This is a genomic window from Aquitalea sp. FG25, assembly GCF_057809375.1.
On the sequence record NZ_JBMDJV010000007.1, the window covers coordinates 71,248 to 92,505 of the forward strand.

General features: G+C 59.4%; 22 protein-coding genes and 1 tRNA gene. 10 read left to right on the plus strand and 13 right to left on the minus strand.

The annotated features are described in order from the left end of the window. Nucleotides 1-35: 35 nt before the first annotated feature. From ACODR9_RS08205 to ACODR9_RS08230, 6 genes are read left to right on the plus strand one after another with little or no spacing between them, the layout of a single operon-like run. Nucleotides 36-1,166: an FAD-dependent oxidoreductase gene (locus ACODR9_RS08205; RefSeq protein ID WP_488808714.1), complete on the plus strand. Its 1,131-nt coding sequence runs from the start codon at nt 36-38 to the stop codon at nt 1,164-1,166. A 60-nt stretch (nt 1,167-1,226) separates the two neighbouring features. After that, nucleotides 1,227-2,381 (plus strand): MFS transporter, encoded by a 1,155-nt coding sequence (locus tag ACODR9_RS08210; RefSeq protein ID WP_488808715.1) that lies wholly within the window; start codon nt 1,227-1,229, stop codon nt 2,379-2,381. After that, complete coding sequence (locus ACODR9_RS08215) at nt 2,378-3,193, plus strand: cyclase family protein (protein WP_488808716.1); 816 nt, start codon at nt 2,378-2,380, stop codon at nt 3,191-3,193. Before ACODR9_RS08210 ends, ACODR9_RS08215 begins: the two co-directional genes overlap by 4 nt. A 57-nt stretch (nt 3,194-3,250) precedes the next feature. Continuing rightward, nucleotides 3,251-3,838 carry a cupin domain-containing protein gene (locus ACODR9_RS08220; protein WP_488808717.1) on the plus strand — a complete coding sequence of 196 codons (588 nt, stop codon included), beginning with the start codon at nt 3,251-3,253 and terminating at the stop codon, nt 3,836-3,838. Beyond that, nucleotides 3,835-4,818, plus strand: a complete 984-nt coding sequence (locus ACODR9_RS08225; protein WP_488808718.1) for a fumarylacetoacetate hydrolase family protein — start codon at nt 3,835-3,837, stop codon at nt 4,816-4,818. Before ACODR9_RS08220 ends, ACODR9_RS08225 begins: the two co-directional genes overlap by 4 nt. Then, nucleotides 4,815-5,810: an NAD-dependent epimerase/dehydratase family protein gene (locus ACODR9_RS08230; protein ID WP_488808719.1), complete on the plus strand. Its 996-nt coding sequence runs from the start codon at nt 4,815-4,817 to the stop codon at nt 5,808-5,810. The genes ACODR9_RS08225 and ACODR9_RS08230 overlap by 4 nt, the downstream gene beginning before the upstream one ends. Before the next feature lie 233 nt (nt 5,811-6,043). Here ACODR9_RS08230 and pobA read toward each other — a convergent pair whose 3' ends face one another. Next, entirely contained in the window at nt 6,044-7,216 is a 1,173-nt protein-coding gene (pobA, locus tag ACODR9_RS08235; protein WP_488808720.1) for a 4-hydroxybenzoate 3-monooxygenase, read from the minus strand. A 215-nt stretch (nt 7,217-7,431) separates the two neighbouring features. Between pobA and ACODR9_RS08240 the strand changes: the two genes are divergently transcribed. After that, a complete protein-coding gene (locus ACODR9_RS08240) occupies nt 7,432-8,307 on the plus strand; it encodes a helix-turn-helix domain-containing protein (protein WP_488808721.1) in 876 nt (291 codons plus the stop codon). Nucleotides 8,308-8,520: 213 nt separating this feature from the next. On the opposite strand, the gene ACODR9_RS08245 is transcribed toward ACODR9_RS08240, so the two are convergent. Beyond that, nucleotides 8,521-9,303 (minus strand): AraC family transcriptional regulator, encoded by a 783-nt coding sequence (locus ACODR9_RS08245; RefSeq protein WP_488808723.1) that lies wholly within the window; start codon nt 9,301-9,303, stop codon nt 8,521-8,523. Between the two features lie 99 nt (nt 9,304-9,402). Here ACODR9_RS08245 and ACODR9_RS08250 point away from each other — a divergent pair, with 99 nt between their 5' ends. Continuing rightward, nucleotides 9,403-10,161: an alpha/beta fold hydrolase gene (locus tag ACODR9_RS08250; RefSeq protein ID WP_488808725.1), complete on the plus strand. Its 759-nt coding sequence runs from the start codon at nt 9,403-9,405 to the stop codon at nt 10,159-10,161. Nucleotides 10,162-10,496: 335 nt separating this feature from the next. Here the strand turns inward: ACODR9_RS08250 and ACODR9_RS08255 are convergent. The 8 genes from ACODR9_RS08255 to ACODR9_RS08290 all read right to left on the minus strand — a co-directional run bounded on the left by ACODR9_RS08255 (nt 10,497) and on the right by ACODR9_RS08290 (nt 16,488). Further along, nucleotides 10,497-10,584: transfer RNA gene (locus ACODR9_RS08255), tRNA-Ser, on the minus strand. A gap of 77 nt (nt 10,585-10,661) precedes the next feature. Then, a complete protein-coding gene (gene recN / locus ACODR9_RS08260) occupies nt 10,662-12,332 on the minus strand; it encodes a DNA repair protein RecN (protein WP_488808726.1) in 1,671 nt (556 codons plus the stop codon). A 12-nt stretch (nt 12,333-12,344) separates the two neighbouring features. Continuing rightward, complete coding sequence (locus ACODR9_RS08265) at nt 12,345-13,220, minus strand: NAD kinase (RefSeq protein ID WP_488808727.1); 876 nt, start codon at nt 13,218-13,220, stop codon at nt 12,345-12,347. A gap of 11 nt (nt 13,221-13,231) precedes the next feature. Next, on the minus strand, nt 13,232-13,900 hold the full coding sequence (locus ACODR9_RS08270; RefSeq protein WP_488808728.1) for a response regulator transcription factor: 669 nt from the start codon (nt 13,898-13,900) through the stop codon (nt 13,232-13,234). Between the two features lie 382 nt (nt 13,901-14,282). After that, complete coding sequence (gene msrA / locus ACODR9_RS08275; protein WP_488808729.1) at nt 14,283-14,816, minus strand: peptide-methionine (S)-S-oxide reductase MsrA; 534 nt, start codon at nt 14,814-14,816, stop codon at nt 14,283-14,285. After that, nucleotides 14,809-15,750, minus strand: coding sequence for a histone deacetylase family protein (locus ACODR9_RS08280; protein ID WP_488808731.1), 942 nt, complete (start codon nt 15,748-15,750; stop codon nt 14,809-14,811). Before ACODR9_RS08280 ends, msrA begins: the two co-directional genes overlap by 8 nt. A gap of 10 nt (nt 15,751-15,760) precedes the next feature. Further along, nucleotides 15,761-15,976 carry a DUF1653 domain-containing protein gene (locus ACODR9_RS08285; RefSeq protein WP_488808733.1) on the minus strand — a complete coding sequence of 72 codons (216 nt, stop codon included), beginning with the start codon at nt 15,974-15,976 and terminating at the stop codon, nt 15,761-15,763. A gap of 56 nt (nt 15,977-16,032) precedes the next feature. Further along, nucleotides 16,033-16,488, minus strand: coding sequence for a GNAT family N-acetyltransferase (locus ACODR9_RS08290; protein WP_488808735.1), 456 nt, complete (start codon nt 16,486-16,488; stop codon nt 16,033-16,035). Between the two features lie 60 nt (nt 16,489-16,548). On the opposite strand from ACODR9_RS08290, the gene ACODR9_RS08295 reads away from it, so the two are divergent. Further along, the gene (locus ACODR9_RS08295; RefSeq protein ID WP_488808736.1) at nt 16,549-17,496 is read left to right on the plus strand and encodes a tRNA dihydrouridine synthase; all 948 of its coding nucleotides are present in this window, start codon (nt 16,549-16,551) and stop codon (nt 17,494-17,496) included. A gap of 329 nt (nt 17,497-17,825) precedes the next feature. Here the strand turns inward: ACODR9_RS08295 and ACODR9_RS08300 are convergent, their stop codons facing one another. The 3 genes from ACODR9_RS08300 to ACODR9_RS08310 all read right to left on the minus strand — a co-directional run bounded on the left by ACODR9_RS08300 (nt 17,826) and on the right by ACODR9_RS08310 (nt 19,535). Continuing rightward, on the minus strand, nt 17,826-17,972 hold the full coding sequence (locus ACODR9_RS08300) for a hypothetical protein (protein WP_170124147.1): 147 nt from the start codon (nt 17,970-17,972) through the stop codon (nt 17,826-17,828). Between the two features lie 11 nt (nt 17,973-17,983). Further along, nucleotides 17,984-18,562, minus strand: coding sequence for a LexA family protein (locus ACODR9_RS08305; RefSeq protein WP_488808739.1), 579 nt, complete (start codon nt 18,560-18,562; stop codon nt 17,984-17,986). A 160-nt stretch (nt 18,563-18,722) separates the two neighbouring features. Then, on the minus strand, nt 18,723-19,535 hold the full coding sequence (locus ACODR9_RS08310) for a helix-turn-helix transcriptional regulator (RefSeq protein WP_488808740.1): 813 nt from the start codon (nt 19,533-19,535) through the stop codon (nt 18,723-18,725). Between the two features lie 199 nt (nt 19,536-19,734). Here ACODR9_RS08310 and ACODR9_RS08315 point away from each other — a divergent pair, with 199 nt between their 5' ends. Next, nucleotides 19,735-21,231 carry an aldehyde dehydrogenase gene (locus ACODR9_RS08315; protein WP_488808741.1) on the plus strand — a complete coding sequence of 499 codons (1,497 nt, stop codon included), beginning with the start codon at nt 19,735-19,737 and terminating at the stop codon, nt 21,229-21,231. Nucleotides 21,232-21,258: the final 27 nt, after the last annotated feature.

The window sequence follows — 21,258 nt, forward strand, 5'->3', positions numbered from 1 at the left end:
AGAAAAATTCAACAAGAAAATAAAGGAGACACATCATGACACTAGCAGCGCAACGCATCCTCATCATCGGCGGCGGTTTTTCCGGCATGTCGGCCGCCATCGACCTGCGCCGTCGTGGCGCACACGTCGAATTGGTAGAACTGGACGCCCAGTGGCGTAATTATGGCGCCGGCATCAGCCTGGGGCCGGCCACCCTGCGCGCCTTGAAACAACTGGGCGTGCTCGACGCCTTCCTGCGTGAAGGCGCAGCCGGTGACGGCGTACGCCTGTGCCTGCCGCACGGTCCGCAGGTTGCCGAACTGCCCACGCCGCGTCTGGCCGCACCCGATGTGCCGGGCGGCGGCGCAATCCTGCGACCGGTACTGGCCCGCATCCTGGCCGATGCCACCCGCGCAGCGGGAACCGACGTGCGCCTGGGCTGTACCTTCACCGCACTGCGCGAAGTCGGTGAGCAAGTCGAGGTGGACTTCACCGATGGCCAGACCCGCCGCTACGACCTGGTGATCGGTGCTGACGGCCTTTATTCCAAGCTGCGCGCCCAGATTTTCCCCAACGCTCCCAAGCCCCGCTACAGCGGCCAGGCGGTGTGGCGCGCGGTGCTGCCGCGTCCGCCAGAGATCGTCACGACCACCATGTGGCTGGGGCCGCGCATCAAGCCGGGCGTCAATCCGGTTTCCCAGGACGAGATGTATCTCTTCGTTACCGAGCCGCGCCCGGTGAATGACCACGTTGACCCGGCGACCTTCGTCAGCCATCTGCGCGGCTTGCTGGAAGACTTCAGCGCACCGGTGTTGCAGACCATTCGCGAACAGCTCGATGACAAGGCCCGCATTATCTTCCGTCCGCTGGAGGGCCTGCTGTTGCCGCGTCCGTGGTACCAGGGCAGGGTGGTGCTCATCGGTGACGCCGTGCATGCCACTACCCCGCACCTGGCTTCTGGTGCCTGCATCGGTATTGAAGACGCGCTGGTGCTGGCCGAGGAACTGGCACGCCATAGCCAGGTGGGGCAGGCCCTGTCGGCCTTCGAAGAGCGCCGCTGGGAGCGCTGCCGCATGGTGGTGGAGAACTCGGCGCGGCTGGGCGAGATCGAGGTCGAGGGCGGCGACAAGGACGAGCACTCCCGCATCATGCGCGAGTCGCATGCCGCGCTGGCGCTGCCGATCTGACTGTCCAGACGACCTGAACGATTAGTGTTTCTCAATTTGCGCACAGCGCAAGGAGACAAAATGATCACAAGCAATTCCAAGCGCGCGCTGGCTGCGCTGATGCTGGCGCACTGCGCCGGCATGATAGACCTGGTGGCGCTGCCGGTCTGGGTCGGCACGCTGGTGGCGCATTACCACTTCGACCCCATGCAGGCCGGTTTGCTGGCTTCGCTGTTCCTGGGCGGGGCCGTGCTGGCCAGCGCCGTGCTGGCACCGTATTTCAATCCGGATACGGCGCGCTGGCAGGCCGCCATCGGCTTCAGCCTGTCGGCTGTGCTGTTTGCCGTGGCGGCGCAAACCAACCACTACCTGCTGCTGGCCGCGCTGCATGCGCTATGCGGTATCACCACCGGGATGTCGCTGAGCGTGACGCACGGCACCATCGCCAGGGGCAGCAACCCGCATCGCGGCTTCGCGCTGGTGGGCATCGCGCTGGGTGTGTTTGCCATCCTGTTTCTCGGTGCTGCGCCGCCTGTCGTCGCCAGCCTGGGCGGCCCGGTGCTGTTCTATCTGTTTGCCGGGGTGATGGCCGTGGGTGCCTTGGCCTGCGCCTTGGCCTTTCCGCGTCCAGAGGGCGACGGTCTGCCACGGGTGACCCAGCCGCGCCAGCCGCTGCCGCGCCAGGTTTGGTACGGCATTGTCGGCATCGCCTGCATGGGGCTGGTGCAATCGATGACCTTCAGTTTTCTGGAGCGCGTCGGCAGTGATCGTGGCTTCGGCCTGCACGCGGTAACCGGCGTACTCATCGCGCTGGGCTTCGTCAATCTGCTACCTGCCCCCCTGGCCGCGCTGCTGGAAAAACGCCTGCCCGCCCGCAGTGTGCTGATGGTTGGTCCGCTGGTACAGGCCCTGCTGGTGGTGGTGATCATGTCCTCTGTGCGTTTTGCGCCTTATGCGGCGGCGGCGTCGGTGTTTGCCGCCGTGATGATCTTCACCCACACCTTTGCCTTCGGCCTGATGGCCCGGCTGGACCGCAGTGGCCGTGCCATGGCGGCTACCCCCGCCATGCTGATGACCGGTGCGGCCATCGGCCCCATCCTCGGTGGCACGCTGGTGCAGGGCTGGGGCTATGCCAGCCTGGGGCCGGTGACGCTGGTACTGGGCGTGGCTGCAGCGTTCTGTTTCTCGCGGCTGCCGCGCAGCACCGCTATTCAATCCCTGGAGGCCCTGGCATGACCGCATCTTTGCAAGCCCGTCGGCATCATCGTTTCGTCGATTTGTCCATCTATCTTGAAAACGACGTGCTCTCCGACCCGCCGCCACTGGCACCGAAGATCACCTACCAGACCCATGCCGACACCCTGCCAGAATTCATGGCCATGCTGCCCGGCACCCAGCCTGAGGATTATCCCGACGGCGAGGCCGCAGCAGCCGAATGGGTGACGCTGACCACGCATAACGGCACCCATCTGGATGCACCCTGGCATTTTCATTCCACCCAGGATGCCAAGAACGGCGGTGCGCGACCCTCCATCACCATCGACCAAGTGCCGCTGGAGTGGTGCTTCCAGCCCGGTGTGAAGCTGGACTTCCGCCATTTCCCCGATGGTTACGTCGCTACCGCCGCTGATGTGGAAGCCGAACTCAAGCGCATCGGTCACGAGCTGCAGCCGCTGGATATTGTGGTGGTCAACACCCGTGCCGGTTCGCGTTACGGTCAGCGCGACTATCTTGGTGCCGGTTGTGGCATGGGGTACGAAGCCACCATGTATTTGCTGGAACGCGGGGTACGCCTGACCGGTACCGATGCCTGGAGCTGGGACGCGCCGTTTTCCTACACCGCCCAACGTGTGGCCGAAACCGGCAACAAGGCGCTGATCTGGGAGGGCCACAAGGCAGGCCGCGACATTGGCTACTGCCACCTGGAAAAACTGCACAACCTCGAAGCCTTGCCCGGCCATGGCTTCACCATCAGTTGCTTCCCGCACAAGATCCGTGGTGCCAGCGCTGGCTGGACGCGGGCGGTGGCAATCTTCGACGAACCCTGAATGCCTGCTTTGCCAGCAGCAGTTTTCGCTCAAGCAAGCCATTCACAGGAGCCCATGATGTCCTTTCCCCCCATTCACCGCGTCGTCACCGGCCACGACGCGCAAGGCCGGTCCATCGTCAGCAGCGACGGCCCACTGCCCACCATCGTGGAGGTGGCGGCCATTCCCGGCACGCTCTTCCATGAGGTATGGAGCACCAGCACCACTCCGGCGTGCGTGGACAACGGCGCCGATCCTACCCTGGGTGCACTGGTGCTCTCGCCACCGGAGCACGGCACGCGCATACGCTTTGTCGATATTCCGCCCGATACCGCAGAGTTTCTTGCCAGCGCCAACAGCAAGATGCACGAAGCCTTCAGCCAGATCGGTGAAGCTGCCGCTTCCACCGTGCAGGCCGACTCCCCGCACCCCTTGATGCACCGCACCGAATCGGTGGACTACGGCATCGTCATCGAAGGTGAGATGACGCTGGTGCTGGAGCGCGGCGAAGTCGCCCTGAAACCCGGCAGCGTGGTGGTGCAGCGTGGCACCAACCATGCCTGGGCCAATCGTTCGGGCCAGCCTTGCCGCATGCTGTTCATCCTGGTTGATGGCAAATACGATCCGGCAATTGCCGCCCAACTGGCCAAGGAGAATGCAGCATGAAGTTTGCCACGCTGCGTGACGGCACCCCTGATGGCGCGCTGGTGCTGGTGTCCCGCGATGCCCGCAGTGCCTTGCCGGTGCCACAGGTCGCCCGCACCCTGATCGATGCCATGGTGCGCTGGGACGAGGTGCTGGCACCTTTGGCGGCGCAGGATCAGGCGCTTAACGAAGGTCGCGCCGAGGGCATCATCGCCTTCGATCCGCAGCAGTGCATGGCACCGCTGCCGCGTGCGCCGCAGTGGCTGGACGCCTCGGCCTTTCTGAATCATGGCCGTCTGATGGAAGAGGCTTTCAAGACGCCGCCGATTCCGCACTTCGACACGGTTCCGGTGATGTACCAGGGTGCCAGTGATGACTTCCTCGGCCCGTATCAGGACGTGCCGCTGCGCTCCGAGCAGGAGAGCATCGATTTCGAAGGCGAGTTCGGCGTCGTCATCGGCCCGGTCGCCATGGGTGCTACGCCGGAAGACGCATTGCGCGCCGTGCGCCTGGTGGTGCAGCTCAATGACTGGAGCCTGCGCGCACTCGGCCCGCATGAAATGAAGACCGGCTTCGGCTTTCTGCAAGCCAAACCGTCCACCGCCTTTGCCCCCATTGCCGTCACGCCGGATGAACTGGGCGAGGCCTGGCGCGATGGGCGCGTGCAGATGCCCTTGCATGTGCAGTGGAATGGCGAGCGTTTTGGTCAGCCGCACGCTGGCGAGATGAACTTCTCTTTCGGCCAGCTGATCGCGCACGCCGCGCACAGCCGCCGCCTCACTGCCGGTTGCATCATCGGTTCGGGGACGGTGTCCAATGTGGCGCGCACGGCGGGTTCAGCCTGCATCGCGGAACGGCGGGTGATCGAAAAGATCGACTTGGGCGAAATCCGCACCGGCTTCATGCGCTTTGGCGATGAGGTACGCATGCAGGCCTGCTACGAGGATGGCCGCGCAGGCCCCTTCGGCGTGGTGCAGCAGCGCGTGGTGGAGGCGTCATGAGGGTTCTGGTTACCGGCGCAGGCGGCTTCATCGGCACCGTGCTGTTGCAGTTGCTGCAGCAGGCAGGGCAGGTGGGCAGTCAGCGCATCACTAGCCTGGCGGCGATGGATCGGCAATTGCCACCGCTGCCCGGCGCGGTTGAGCGCATCGAAGGCGAATTGCAGGATGCGCAAGTGCAGGCGCGTATCGCCCGCTTTAATGCCGATCTGTGCTTTCATCTGGCCGCCCTGCCTGGGGGCGCGGCTGAAGCCGATCCGGCCCTGAGCCGCCGCGTCAACCTGGATGCCACCCTGGACCTGTTTACATCGCTGCTTGCCGAGCGCGCGGCATCGGCCAGGCCGCCAGTGGTGGTGTATGCCAGCACCATTGCGGTTTATGGCACGCCCTTGCCAGACCCGGTGACACCGGCCACGCCCACACGACCGGCGCTGATCTATGGCGCGCACAAGCGTGCCTGCGAAATCCTGCTGGCCGACGCAACGCGCCGTGGACAGCTGGATGGCCGATCGCTGCGGCTGCCGGGTATTGTGGCGCGTCCGCGCGTGGCCTCGGGACTGGTCTCGGCCTTCATGAGCGAACTCATGCATGCCCTGGCCGCTGGCGAAGCGGTGACGCTGCCGGTCGGCCCGCAGGCAACCGCCTGGTGGATGTCAGCCCGGCGCTGCGCCGAGAATTTGCTGCATGCCGTAAGCATGAACCCGGCGCTGGACACCGATGGTCACACCGAGCGCACCTGGGCGATGCCGGTGCTCAGGCTGTCCATGCTGCAAGTGGTGGAGACCCTCTCTGCCATGTATGGCGTCGATGGCCGGGCCCTGGTGCACTATGCCCCGCAAGAACAGGTGGAAGCGGTTTTTGGCCGCTATCCTGTCCTTGACGACGCCATTGCACGCCGTCTTGGGCTGCGCGATGACGGCTCAGCCGAGGAACTGGTACGGCGCGCATTATTTCCCTTCTCCTGTGCTTCCCGGACACGCAACTTTGTAGCATGACCGGGAAGTTGGGGTGGATACGGCATGCTGTCGCATCTGCCCCTCTTTTTATTTTCACGACGGATAGGGAATAAACCAGTGCCACGATATTGAGTGGCACCTGACTTTAGCGCCGATTCAGACCGCCATGGAGATTAAACATGAAAAGCCGATTCATGGCGGGACAGAAAAGAATTGTGGGTTTAATGGCAAGTGTTGCACACCATTAAACCCACATTATCAGTTACCACGCGCTAGAACGGTAATCCAACATAGTTTTCCGCCAGCGCTCCCTGTGCCATCTCGGAGGAAAACAGGTATTCAAGATCGGTTTGTTGCAATTTCTGATCGTAAAAATTACTTTCCGGAAAGGTATGCAGCATTGTCGTCATCCACCAGGAGAATCGCTGCGCCTTCCATACCCGTGCCAGTGCTTTCTCGGAATAAGTATCCAGACCGGTATTGTCATTGTCTTGGTAGTGTGCAAGCAGCGCGTGATAAAGGTAGTAAATATCTGATGCAGCACTATTCAGGCCGCGTGCACCTGTCGGTGGCACGATATGCGCAGCATCGCCAGCAAGGAACAGGCTGCCATAACGCATGGGTTCCGCCACATAAGAGCGCAGCGGAGCGATTGATTTTTCTATCGAAGGGCCGGTAATCAGACTAGCTGCTATCTCCTCCGGTAAACGTCGTTTTAATTCATCCCAGAATTTATCGTCGGACCAGTCCTCAACCTTGTCACTCAATGGTACCTGAATATAGTAACGACTAAGCACCTGCGAGCGAAGTGAACAGAGGGCAAAGCCACGGTCATGTTTGGCGTAAATCAACTCCGGCGAAACTGGCTTGGTACGGGACAGCACGCCCAGCCAACCAAAGGGATAAACCTTTTCGTATTCTTTAAGTACTGTGTGGGGAATAGACTTGCGGCTTACGCCATGAAAACCGTCTGCACCGATGATGTAGTCACAATCAATACGTGTAACTTCGTCACCTATTCGATAAGTAAGGTGCGGGTTGGTGGACAGCAAATCATGAAGTTGAACATCTTCGGCATTATGGATGACGATACCATTCATGCGATCACGCGCTTCGTACAAGTCTCGGGTCAGCTCAGTCTGGCCATAAACAACAACCGAGCTACCGTGACTATATTTGTGCAAATCAACGCGGCGCTGCGTGCCGTTGTGCGCAATGATAAAGCCATCGTGAATTTCACCCTCGCGGTCCATGCGCTCACCACACCGGGCTTCACGCATCAGCTCCGCAAAACCGTGCTCGAGAACCCCGGCGCGAATGCGGCGCAGCACATATTCCCGGCTTTGCCGCTCAAGGACAATCGTGTCGATCCCCTTAAGATGCAAAAGTTGTGAAAGCATAAGGCCGGATGGGCCTCCACCAATAATGCAAACGCTTGTTCTCACTTCATGTCTCCTTTTTGAAATCGCTGCATTCCCTACTCAAATACATAGGGAATGATCACGGGATCAATTCGCCGTGATGCCAGCGCCTGGCAATTGAGAGACTAGTCTTCATAGGCCGATGCACCAATGGACAATCAGTGCAAAGACTTGTACTTTTTTTATACAGACAAGCTTGATTGAGGTTGTATTTATTCTTTTCCTGGTATTTTTTTAATATGAATATTCTTGTACCTACATTTTCCTTGTATGGAGAAGAGCCCACCAGCATCTGCCGGGAATATCTCCATATCGAAGAAATATCGACACGCAGTGCCGCGCGAAACTGGCAGATAGACACCCACACCCACGAGGGCATGTTGCAACTATTATTTGTTTTCTCGGGCAGTGCGCGGGTGCAACTGGATAGTGATGAAGGTGAGTATGTATCTCCAATTGCGGTGATTATTCCACCAGGCGTGATTCATGCTTTCAAGTTTGAATCACAGACCAGGGGTTATGTCCTTACGCTTGACGCTTCAGGTCTGGCAGCTGAAGCCGAGGATGGAACACAAATGTTTTCTATTCTTAAGGGAAGGGCCGATGTAATTGTTTTGGCAAATGAAGGCAACTGCAGTACCTCACGTATCCGAGCCCTGCTAGAACAAATTGAAGCGGAGTTTAATGATCCTGGTCCTGCGAGCATTCGCTTGCAAGTATGGCAGGTGAGGGCACTGCTGCTTTTGTTAGTGCGAGTGCAGCTACAGACCGAAATGAACGCCGATGAAAAGACCGTTGGCTTGATGGTAAGATTTCGAGAGCTTGTTGAAACACACTATGCCGAGCACTGGGCTGTCGAACGCTATGCTGCAGAACTCAATTTAACTGAAAGCAGACTCAATCGCTTGAGTCAGAAGAGTTTCAGCAAGTCTGCCTTTAGCTTCATCCAAGAACGCTTACTTCTCGAGGCTAGACGAAAACTTATTTATACGAGTACATCAATATCTCAACTGGCTTATGAGCTAGGATTTTCAGACCCTGCTTATTTCTGTCGATTCTTCAAGAAACAAGCAGGGATGGCACCTAGCACATTCCGGAGCAGTAGTCTGCGTTAGCGCAATGAATGAATAGCTTTTAACCGCAAGGCCATGTGTGATATGACGTGGGCCGAGGCTTAATGTTTTAGCCGGTTTGGGTATTGCCATTGTCTGGATTTGATCATTGAATTGCCCCGGCTTCTTTCCATGCATTAACAACGGCAATCAATACAGAAGCGCACCCTGTTGTTCTTGCCCGTGACTGTCCGCAAAGGCCGAACTGCCGCCGAACTAGTCGGCTTGCATCCTGACGTAAGCCTGCGGACTCACTCCAAGCGTTTTGCGGAACAGGGCCGTGAATGCGGACGGGCTGCCATAGCCCAGCTCCAGCGCCACGGACGTAACACTTTGCCCTGCCTCAAGCCGCCTGATGGCGGCCAGCAAGCAAGCCTGCTGCCGCCATTGCATGTAACTGATACCAGTTTCCTTTCTGAAAAAGCGGGTAAAAGTGCTACGGCTCATGGCCAGGCGCGCGGCCATGGCATCGGTATCCATCAGCAAAGTCGGCGCTGCCAGTAGTGACTTGCACAGCTCGGCAAGGCCTGCATGCACTGGCAGTGGGGCATGCAAGGGCAACACGGTGGCCATCGATATTTCGGTAAGCAGCAAGCCCATCAGGTGATGGCTACGTCCCTCCAACGGGTACACCAGGGGGAGTTCAACCGCCTGCAGCAATAGCTGGTGCAGCAATGGGCTGACCGCACACACCTGGCAGTGCGTGGCCAGGCCAACCCTGTCCGCCGCATCCACACGCACAAAGGTGTTGAGCATGACAACCGGCCCCAGCATCTGCATTTCGTGTTCGACCCCCGCAGGCACCCACACAGCTCGCCCCGGCGGCACCAGCCAATGCCCGAAGCGGGTCATCACGCTGATGGAACCCTGCCGGGCAAAAGCCAGCTGCCCGCGCTGGTGGCGGTGAGCCGGATAGTGGCTTCCTGCCGCAAACGCGCGCTCAATCACCACAACCTCGCGGGGCACATCACCCAATAATTCAAGTTCGGCATCTCTCATGCCCAAACTCTATGATATTTGACCCGGCAGCGAAAGCAGGTCAAACGCCATGCGCTTACCCTGTGTGCTTTACATCATGCACTTTACACCGGGGGAATAATGCCGAACTCGCATCATCGCGTGGGGAATGGGCCGCACCATGTCATCGTTCTGCATGGCTGGTTTGGTGACCGCCATTCATTTGCACCACTGGAGGACATGCTGGATCAACAGGCATTCAGCTATCTGTTCATGGACTATTGCGGTTATGGCGACATGCAAGACAGCAAAGGCAACTTCACGATTGATGAAATTGCTCAAGATGCCTTGGCGCTGGCCGACACACTGCAACTTGACCGATTCAGCCTGGTAGGTCACTCAATGGGGGGAATGGCAATCGAGCGGATCGCCAGCCTGCAAGCGCAACGGGTGATATCGATGGTGGGGATTGCCCCGGTCCCCTGTGGCGGCGTCATGCTGGACGAGTTGGCCATCAGCCAGCTGCACGCCGCAGTAAGCAATATGGATAAACGAATCGCCATCATTGACCGCAGCACGGGGCATCGCTTACCCCGGAAGTGGCTGGAATGGAAAGCGGCATACTCATGGCAGCACGCTACCCAGCAGGCCTTCGCGGCATACCTGGCAGCCTGGCTGCACACCGACTTCAGCCATGAAATAACAGGCAAGGCCATCCCATTCAAACTGATTACCGGGGCGCACGACCCGGTGTTCAACAGTGCTCTGATGCAAGCCAGCACCATGCAGCGCTACCCAAACGCCAGTCACGAAGCGTTAGCCAATGCAGGCCACTACCCAATGAATGAAACACCGCTAGCCCTGCTGGCCAGCATGGAAGCGTTCTTGCATCGGGCATGAAATCTAGATGCCAAACGTACTGACCAACGGGCCGTCATGTTCTCGCCATCTTCGTCGAACTTGCTATCCAGCACATGTGCGATCACCGGCCCGTAGCAGTCAGGGTTATGGGGCAGTGAGTCGTTCGCTACATGAGGCTTGGTCATGCGCTCTCCAGTAAAAAAGCCCGCAAGGCGCGGGCTGGTGGAATTTGGGACAAATTTGGGACAGAGAGTGCTACGCACTCCCACACAAAACGGCGCTATCCAGCCGCAAAAAGGCAATAAAAAAGCCACCAATTCTGTCTGGAATCCTTGCTTTTCAAGGGTTTTCGTCAAAATTGATGGCTAGATAGGTGGCGGAGGCTGTGGGATTCGAACCCACGGACGGTTTCCCGTCGGCAGTTTTCAAGACTGCTGGTTTAAACCACTCACCCAAACCTCCGCAGTTTCTTGCCGCTGGCTGTTGTTTGATGCCATGGCGAGAGAGGACGCAATCATAACCGCCCCAAGCCGTTTTGCCTAGGGGGTGGCATGGTTCATTTTCAGCATTTCTGCAGCATGCTGTCGGGTGGTTTGGGTGAGTTCGGCGCCGCCCAGCATGCGGGCGATTTCCAGTACGCGCTGCTCGGCATCCAGCGGGGTGATGCGGCTGACCACGCGTTTCTTTTCTTCGCGCTTGCTGACTTGCCAATGCTGCTCGCCGCAGGAGGCCACCTGCGGCAGGTGGGTGATGCACAGCACCTGATAGCGTTGACCCAGTTGCTTAAGCATGTGGCCGATGACTTCCGCCACGCGCCCGCCAATGCCGACGTCCACTTCGTCAAAAATCAGCGTGGGGACGCTGGCCACCTGGCTGATCACTACTTGCATGGCCAGGCTGATGCGGGAGAGTTCGCCACCGGAGGCCACCTTGGCCAGCGGGCGCAGGCTGGTGCCGGCATTGGCAGCCACCAGGTATTCGATGGATTCCAGGCCATGGGCACCGGGTTCGGCCAGGGCGGCCAGTTCGATGGCGAAGCGGGCGCTGCTCATCGCCAGTTGTTGCATTTCCTTGCTGATGCGGGCGGATAGTTCGCTGGCGGCCTGACGACGTTTGCCGGACAGGGCTTCGGCCAGGGTGCGGTAGCGCGACAGGCTGGCGGTTTCGGCCAGCGCCAGGGCTTCGCTGTCGGTGGAGGCTTCCAGTGTGGCCAGCTGGGCTTGCCAGTCTTCCAGTTTGAGCGGCAGTTCCTGCGGCTGGACGCGGTATTTGCGCGCCATGCTCATCAGGCTGTCGATGCGGCTTTCCACTTGTTGCAGCTGGCCGGGGTCTTCGTCGATGTCGCTGGCGTAGTCGCGCAGGCTGTACACCACTTCGCGCAGCTCGGCATCCACCGAATCCAGCAGGGACAGGGTGTCGGCCAGGCGCGGGTCGAGGTTGGCCAGCTTGCTCAGGCGGGTTTGAACCTGGGTGAGTACGGACAGGCAGTTGCCCTCCATCTCGGACAAGGTGTCGACGGCGTACTGGGCGCTTTGCACCAGCTCGGCGGCATTGGCCAGGCGGGAGTGGCTTTGGTTGAGGCCGGCCCATTCGTCTTGTTGCAGGCCCAGTTCGGTCAGTTCGTTGATCTGCCATGTGAGCCGTTCGCGTTCCACTTCGGATTCGCGCGACAGTTTGTCGGCATCGCTGCGTGCCTTGCGGGCGGCTTGCCATTCCTGCCAGGCCTGATGCACTTCGCGCGCCAGCGAGCTGCAACCGGCGTAGGCATCCAGCAGTTCGCGCTGGGCTTCGGCTTTTACCAGGGACTGGTGGGCGTGCTGACCGTGAATATCCACCAGAAACTCACCCAGCAGCTTGAGCTGGGCCAGCGTGGCCGGCTGGCCGTTGATAAAGCTGCGCGAGCGGCCGGATTTGTCCAGTACGCGGCGGATCAGCACGATGTCGTCGTCGCCGGACAGGGCGTTTTCTTGCAGCCAGGCCTTGATTTCCGGGCGTTGGCGGCTGTCGAATTCGGCGCTGATTTCGGCGCGTTCGGCCCCTTCGCGCACCAGCGAGCCTTCGGCGCGATCGCCCAGCAGCAGGCCCAGCGCATCCAGCAAAATGGATTTACCGGCACCGGTTTCGCCGGTGAGCACGGTAAAACCGGTGGCGAAGTCCAGCGCAATGCTGTCAACGATGACGAAGTCTTTGACCAGAAGTGATAGCAGCATGGTGTTTGCGTGTCAGAGCAGACGCTCGCCCCAGTGGAGCTTGTGGCGCAGCATGTCGTAGTAGTTGTAGCCCACCGGGTGCAGGATGCGCAGCGGGTTGCGGTAGCGGCGAATCAGCACACGGTCCATTTCCATCAGATCGCAGTGCGACTGGCCGTCAAAGTGGACACGGGCATCCAGGCCGCGTGTCAGCATGAATTCAACCTCGCAGGAGTCATTCACTGCAATCGGGCGGTTGTTGAGTGACTGCGGGCAGATGGGCACCAGTGCAATCGCTTGCAGCGTGGGGTGCAGGATAGGGCCGCCAGCGGCCAGTGAGTAGGCGGTGGAGCCGGTGGGGGTGGCAACGATCAGACCGTCCGAGCGCTGGCTGTAGACAAACTGATTGTCGATGAAGACTTCGAATTCGATCATCGAACCCACCGCGCCACGGCTGAACACGATGTCGTTGAAGGCCAGGGCATTGGCCACTTCGGCGTCTTCGCGAATCACCGATGCCTGCAGCAGGATGCGGTTTTCCGGGACAAAGTTGCCAGCCAGAATGGCGTCGATGGCCTCCAGCATTTCATGACGCGGAATGTCGGTCATGAAGCCTAGCCGGCCCTGGTTGATGCCCACCAGTGGCACACGATAGGGCGCCAGCTGGCGGGCAATGGACAGCATGGTGCCATCCCCGCCCAGCACGATGACCAGGTCAGCCAGCTTGCCCATGTCGCTGCGTTCAATCAGCTGATGCGGCCCGGCTTCAGCCTGGGTGGCACTTTCTTTATCAACGAATACGGTGACGCCGGCGGCGGCCAGATGGTCGGCCAGAGTGCGCAGCGATTCCACCACTTGCGGTTTGCTGTGTCTTGCCACTAGGCAGACATGTTTGAACAGTCGTTCCATAGGGGCCGATTCTACTGCTTTGCGGTCGTTTCGTTCAAAAAAGACTCGTCATTACGTTTTTTCCCGGTGGCTTCCAGTGCTTTCAGGTAAAAGCGGATCAGGTCGGCCAGCGAATCGACGCCAAGCTTGCTGAACAGGTTGGCACGATGGACTTCGATAGTACGGGGGGAAAGATCCAGCTGGCGGGCGATTTCCTTGCTGGACAGCCCGTCGGCCACCAGTTCCAGTACTTCACGTTCGCGGCCGCTGATGCGGTCCAGCTGCAGCATGACTTCCTGTGTTTCTTCGTCCTGTTGCAACTGGTCGATGCTCATGCGGATGCCTTTGCGCAGGCTGTCGATCAGGCGGTTCTGGTCAATCGGCTTGGTCAGGAAGTCGATGGCACCAGACTGGAAGGCACGGCGGCATTGTTCGATATCGCCATGACCGGTAATGAAGACAATGGGAATGCTCAGGCCGCGTTCCACCAGCTTTTCCTGCAGGGCAAGGCCGGTAATCTGCGGCATGCGGATATCCAGCACCAGGCAGCCAACTTCGCCTTCGGTATAGCCTTCGAGAAACTCCATGGCATTGGCGAAAGTTACCGTGCGCATGCCCTGGGCCATGATCAGCAGGGCCAGTGAGTCGCGTACGGCGGGGTCATCATCCACGATGAAAACGGTGGGCATCATGTACTTCATGAGCGGTATTCTCCTGCAACAGCATGTGCTGTCTGTGTGCCAAATGCGGGAAGGCCGGGGGCATATGCCCGGCTGCCATGCAGCCTGCGGTGTAGCGGCCTTCCTGTGGATTGTCTGCTAGCTGGTATTCCAGCTTTTTGGTGTTGCCTGCTTGTCCGGCCATCATGATACCCGTCTGGCGTTGGTCTGACCGGGGTTTGCACAGGATAAGCGACCGGCTTGGGCCTGGTTTGCAATGCCGTATGCCTGTTATTGCAGGCTGAATGTTATCAGCATAAAAGCAGGCTGGCATGCCGACTTGTCATTCTGCCGCGCGAATCAAACGCTGATGATGGCCTTGCCAGGGCGCGGTGCGCTTGCCGTTGGTGCATGTAGCGGGGCCTTAGTCCTGCTTCAGCCATGCGGCGAACGCCCGTCGCAGCTTGTGCTGTTTGGGCAGAATGACTGCCTGGCAGTAGGGTTCGTCTCCGTGCAGGGCAAAATACTGCTGGTGGTAGCCTTCGGCCGGATAAAACCGGCTGGCGGCTTCCAGCGTGGTGACAATGGGGGAGGGGAAAACCTGCTGTTGTTCCAGTTCGGCAATGACTGCCAGTGCGGCATCGTGCTGGGTGGCATCCAGATAAAAGATGGCAGAGCGGTATTGGCTGCCCACATCGTAGCCCTGACGGTTAAGGGTGGTGGGGTCGTGCGTGGCAAAGAAGACTTGCAGCAATTGGCGGAAGCTGATGATGTCGGGATCGAAAGCAATTTCAACTGCTTCGGCATGCCCGGTCTGGCCACTGCATACACTGCGGTAGTCCGGATCTGCCGTGTGGCCGCCGATATAGCCGGATACCACTTTTTCGACACCGTTCAGTGCCAGGAAAATACTTTCGGTACACCAAAAACAACCGCCAGCAAGAATGGCCTTATGCATTGTGTTCGCTCCGGATGGACGTGGTGGCCTGCATGGGTGTTGTGTCCGTATACAGCTGCCATGCAGCGTGGATGGTATTGGTCTGGATGTTGACCGTGTCGGTGATATCGCTGGCATAGCCACCGGCCATGGTGATGACCAGGGCGGCACCCGCCTGGCGGACTTGCTGCATCACCAGTTGATCGCGCTGTAGCAAACCTGCCTTGCTTAATGCCAGCTTGCCCAGTCGGTCTCCCTTATAGGGGTCGGCACCAGCCAGATAAAACACGATATCCGGCTGGTGTTGCAATAGCAGGGCAGGCAGATGCTGTTGCAGCAGGGCAAGGTAGTCTGCATCGCCGGTGTGATCGGGCAGGTCGATATCCAGTGAACTGACTTCCTTGCGGAAAGGGAAGTTTTTTTCGCCATGCATGGAAAAGGTAAACACGCGTGGCTCATCACGAAAGATGGCAGCGGTGCCATTGCCCTGATGCACATCGAGATCAACCACCAGAATGCGCCGTACCAAGCCTTCTTGCAGCAACAGACGGGACGCTACGGCAACATCGTTGAATACGCAAAATCCACTGCCCTTTTCGTGATAGGCATGGTGGGTTCCCCCGGCCAGATTGACGCCACAACCATCCAGCAGTGCGCTGCGTGCGGCAGCAATGGTGGCACCAACAGAACGACGCGAGCGTTCCACCAGTTGGGGTGACCATGGGAAGCCAATTTCTCGCCAGGCACGGGGTGGCAGGCTGCCATCCATCACCTGCGCAACATAGTCTGCTGCGTGGGCTTGCTGTAGTTCCCAGGCCGTGGCCGCCGGCGCGGTTTCCATTGCATGGCTGGCAAAACCTGCAACAGCGTCAGCCAGCCGCTGGTATTTTTCCGCCGGGAAACGATGGCTGTCAGGCAGTGGCAAGGAAAACTGATCAGTACGGTAGATGCGCATGGCTGTGCGGCTAAAACAGCTTGACCGGGGAGAAGCGTGGCCGGCTTTCGCCTTCGTGAATCACGGTTTCCAGAAACATGCCGGCAGGGCGTACCCATAGCTGGTAATCACCATACAGGGCGCGATAGGCCACCATGGGTTCATGCGTTTCAGAGTGCAGGCCCAGTCCAAGCACTTCATATAAATTACCCCGGTAATGGCGGTAAATGCCGCGTGGAATGTTCATGATAGGGTCCTTGCTGTCAAAAACGGTCGCCAGCATGGCGCGAAGGCCGGGCGTGGTCAAGCACCCTTGCCGTCCCAGTAGTACACCCGGAATGCCTTGTCCTGCACAAAGCCGTTGCCTTCGTACAGGCGCTGGGCGCGGGTATTGTCGTGGGCGGTCTGCAGCATGATGTCACCGCCGCCCTGGTTGAGGACATGAGCCTGACAGGCTTGCAGCAGCTGGCGGCTGACCCCGCTGCCACGATACGCCGGTGCGACATAAAGATCATGCAGCAGCCAGTTGGGCTTAAGGGTAAGCGAATTAAAACCGGGGTACATCAGGGCAAAGCCAACCGCCACGCCCGCATCTTCGGCCAGCCATAGCCGCGCTTCGTGATGATGCAAGCGGGCCTGCAGGAAGGCCAGGCAGTCGGCATCGGACTGTTCTACGGCATAGAAAGCCAGATACGCCTGAAACAGTGGCAGGCAGTGTTGCAGTTGATGGGTAGTGACAGGGCTGATTTTCAGGGTCATGCATTCGCTCCCGGGCAGTGATTCCGCTACAATAGCGCCCTTTTTTCAGCAGGTTAAGTCATGAATCTGATGCTGGCACCGATGGAGGGCCTGGTCGACCCCATCATGCGGGATGTACTGACCCGTTTGGGCGGTATCGACTTGTGCGTCACCGAGTTTGTCCGTGTCACCAATGTGCTGCTACCTACCCGTGCCTTTCATCGTCTGGCACCAGAACTGCTGCATGGCGGCAAGACCCGTGCGGGGACAACGGTACGCGTGCAGTTGCTGGGTTCTGATCCGGTTTGCCTGGCTGAGAATGCGGCTAAGGTGGCCAGCCTGGGCGCGCCGGGTGTCGATTTGAATTTTGGCTGTCCGGCCCCCACGGTCAACCGCCATCGCGGCGGTGCAGTACTGCTGACCGAGCCGGAGTTGCTGCACGCCATTGTCAGGCAGGTGCGTGCGGCTGTACCAGCCCATATTCCGGTAACGGCCAAGATGCGGCTGGGCTACGCAGACAAGAGCCTGGCACTGGAGTGTGCGGCCGCGCTGGCCAGTGCGGGTGCTGCCGAGCTGGTGGTGCATGCGCGTACCAAGGTGGAAGGGTATAAGCCGCCAGCCCACTGGGACTGGATTGCCCGCATCCGCGAGCATGTGGCAGTGCCGGTAATTGCCAATGGCGAGGTATGGACGGTGGCCGATTATCATGCCATTCGCCAGCAAAGCGGTTGCGAACGGGTGATGATAGGGCGGGGCCTGATTGCTGCGCCTGATCTGGCACAGCGCATTGCCGGCAATCAGTCTGCGGTGCCAATGGCTTGGCCGGTACTGATGGAATGGTTGCTAGACTTCTATCAGCAGTGTTTTGCCGAGGCCGGGGAGTCGCGCTATCCGCCGGCACGGCTTAAGCAGTGGGTGGGGCAATTGAAGAAAACCTATCCCGAAGCAGAGCATTTTTTCGAAGTGATACGTCGTGAAACGTCAGCTGAGAATATTCTTAATATAATGCGAGATATGTCTGCTAAGTAAATTCCACCATAGTCAATGCCAGGTGCAAGCGCTACGATGCACATGTGCTTGGCTCTTGGTATGGAGTCAGGTGCTGTATGACCGGCTGCCCTCAGCTTCCGGTCGTTACACTTCCCCGATACCCTGTTAATCCCTCCCCTCGTGGGAGGGTTTTTTTATGCCTGCTTTGTTCTGGCCGGTGAGGCCAAAGCCAATCTGTCCAGTGACGCAAGTCGGGCCGATGAGAGCGGGGCTGTCGCGGGGAGTAGGCCGTAGGCCAAATGAAATCAGACCAGGCATGCTGGTCTGATGGTGTTGGTGCGAAAGGTGGAATTTGCCCGACGCGCGGACTAGACGAACTGCACCGGCACAAAGTAGCTGCGACCGGTACGGGATACCAGCACTTGCGGTTGTCCGGCGCGGACTTCACGAAAAGCACGCGGCAGACGGCGCCAGTCCATGAATTTCATCTTGATCAGGCTCTCATCGATTTGCATCATGTGCTCCTTTACGAGACCGGGTGAATGACGTTGGTCACCACACCCCAGATAAACAATGCCGCTTCTTCCGGCACTTCGATTGGCGAGTAGGCTGGGTTTTCTGGCATCAGAAACAATCCGCTTGCCGTTTTTTCCAGCCGCTTTACCGTCAGTTCGCCATTGATGACGGCCACCACCACCTTGCCGCTGCGGGCTTGCAGGGCGCGGTCCACAATCAGCAGATCGCCATCGTGAATGCCGGCGTTGATCATCGAGTCGCCTTTCACCGTTACCATGAAGGTGCTGGCGGGGTGGCTGACCAGATGGGCATTCAGATCGATGTCGGCTTCTTTCAGGTCATCAGCTGCCACGGGCGAGCCGGCAGGTACCCGGCTGGCAAACAGCGGCAGCGACAACTGGCTGAGGGTGTCGGACAGGGTGCGGATGTCCTGGGTGTCAGCAGTGCGCACCGTGCGCAGCTGGCGGTACTCGGCCAGCCAGCTTTCCAGCAGTGGACGCAACGGTTCCGGAACCCGCATGGCGACGGTCTTGTCGCCACCAAATGCCGATTTGCGTCCGGCGCCGTCTCGTTTGCCTCCTTGTGCCATCTTGGCTTTTCCCTGATTCGCTTGCGGTGAATTGATTGTGTACAAATTCAAATGACTTGGCAATGCCAATATGAAAATTGGCGGCTGCAGTGTGGCATTCTTGCTGCGATTTTTATCTTGTTTTGAGCTAACTGATTGATATTTAAAAGGTATCAATCGGTTAGCTTGTGCGTGCCGGGCCGGGTGCGCCATCCGGTGCAGCAAACAACAGAAACAGGCCGGCTTGCTGGCTGACGCCTAGCTTGGCGTACAGATTGCGCCGGTGCACCTTGGCAGTGTCCAGTGAAATGCCTAGTTCGCGGGCAATGGCCTTGGTGGAGTGCCCGGCCAGAATCAGCAGGGCGACTTGCACTTCACGTTCGGTCAGCTGCGGATTGCCGCGCTGGCGTAGTGCATCTTCCAGCCTGAGCTGGCGTTCGGCCGGGTTGTTCTGCTGCTGTTCGATCAGGCAGGCATCAAATTGTAGTGTCTTGCGCATCAGCGGCAGCAGCCAGGGGCTGAACAGCTGGCAGCTGCCGATTTCGCCAGCGCTGAAGCGCTGGCGGCTGGCCAGGGATAAGGACAGTACGCCCAGTCCGGCAACCGGCAGCAGGAATTGCAGTTCATCCGCGCCCACATTGCGGCTGAAATACTGGCGGTAGTATTCCGTGTCACGGAAAGAATCCGGCGCTACATCATCCAGACGGTACAGGCCGGGCATCGGGTTTTGCTGGCTGAAGGCATAGAAGGGGTCGATGCGGTACAGCCCGGCACGGTAGTGGGCAAACAAATCATCTGCTGCCAGATTGGCAGCATGATCAGCCAGAATCAGCGGTGGCTGGTCGGCCTGAAACAGCAGCACCACCCAGGTATCAAAAGCTGCAATTTCCCCCAGAAAGCTGGCCAGCACCGGCCAGAAGCGTGGCTCTCCCAGTTGTTCCAGTAATTTCCCCAGCCGGTGATGAAAGGCCAGGTCACTCACGGCGATCTGCATGTCTATTTTTGCTCCTGTGTCGGTATTGGCCATGGCTTTGCATGATGCCGCAAGCGTTCTGCCCCGGCGCTACCCCCAAGGGGTGAGTGTACTCACCCATCAAGGCGATGGGCGGGGCGGAGTGGCCTGCCTAGACTGTGGCCATTGCATGCCAGTCGGTTGTTGTACTGCGACTGGCCAAACCCGACAGGAGAGTAGCATGTTGTCATCGAAAGATCTGTCATTCTGGACGGCTTGCGCCAGCACTTTGCAGCCCACCGCGCAGGCTTATATTGATGGCCGCCTGCAAGACGCCGTGGATGGCCGCCAGTTTGCCAGTACCTGTCCCCATACCGGTCAAACCATTGCCATGGTGGCGCGTTGTGCGCAGGCAGATGTTGATCTGGCAGTGAGCGCTGCGCGGCGCAGTTTTGAGGCCGGGGACTGGTCGCGCTGTCATCCGCGTGAGCGCAAACCGGTGCTGCAAAAGCTGGCGCAACTGCTGCGCGACAATGCCGACGAGCTGGCCTTGCTCGATTGCCTGGACATGGGCAAGCCCATCTCGGATGCGCTGAATATCGACGTGCCGGCCACGGCAGCGCTGTTCGACTGGTATGCCGAGGCCTGCGACAAGCTGTATGACGAAGTGGCCCCCAGCGGCCCGGACGCATTGGCGCTGGTGACGCGCGAACCGGTGGGTGTGGTGGCGGCGGTGATTCCGTGGAATTTCCCGCTGGACATGGCGGCCTGGAAAGTGGCCCCGGCGCTGGCGGCAGGCAATAGCGTGCTGCTGAAACCGGCTGAGCAATCGCCGTTATCTGCCATTCGTCTGGCGCAGTTGGCCAGCGAGGCCGGTCTGCCGGATGGGGTGCTGAATGTACTGCCCGGTTATGGCGAGGAAGCCGGGCAGGCGCTGGGTCTGCATCCGGACATCGACTGCCTGTCGTTTACCGGCAGCACCGAAATCGGCAAGCGCTTTCTGGCCTACTCCGCCGCTTCCAATATGAAGATGGTGTGGCTGGAGTGTGGTGGCAAGAGCCCGAATCTGGTGTTTGCCGACTGTGCCGACCTGGATGCGGCGGCGCGCAAGGCGGCCTTCGGCATCTGCTTCAATCAGGGCCAGGTGTGTTCCGCCAGCTCGCGCTTGCTGGTGGAAAGCAGCATTCACGACTGTTTTGTTGAAAAGGTGCTGGCCGAAATGGCGCACTACCAGCCGGGCAATCCGCTGGACCCGGCCACACGGCTGGGTACGCTGGTGGATGCCGGGCATACCCGCCGGGTGCACGGTTTTATCGAGGACGGCGTGCAGCAGGGCGCGCGCTTGCTGGCCGGTGGCGAGCGGCTGCGCATTGGCGACAGCGACTGTTATTTGCAACCCACCCTGTTTGCCGGGGTGACGCCGCAGATGCGCATTGCCCGCGAAGAAATCTTCGGCCCAGTGTTGTCGGTGCTGCGTTTTGACAGCGAAGCCGAGGCGATTGCCATGGCCAATGACAGCATCTACGGCCTGGCGGCGGCGGTATGGACCGACCAGCTGCAGCGTGCCCACCGCGTGGCACGTGCCTTGCGCGCCGGTACTGTTTCAGTCAACACCGTGGACGCACTGGACCCCGGCGTGCCGTTTGGCGGTTGCAAGCAGTCCGGCTTTGGCCGCGACCTCTCACTGCATGCACTGGACAAGTTCAGCCAGCTCAAAACCACCTGGATCAGCCTGTAAGCCGTTGTCACCGGCATGGAGACTTCA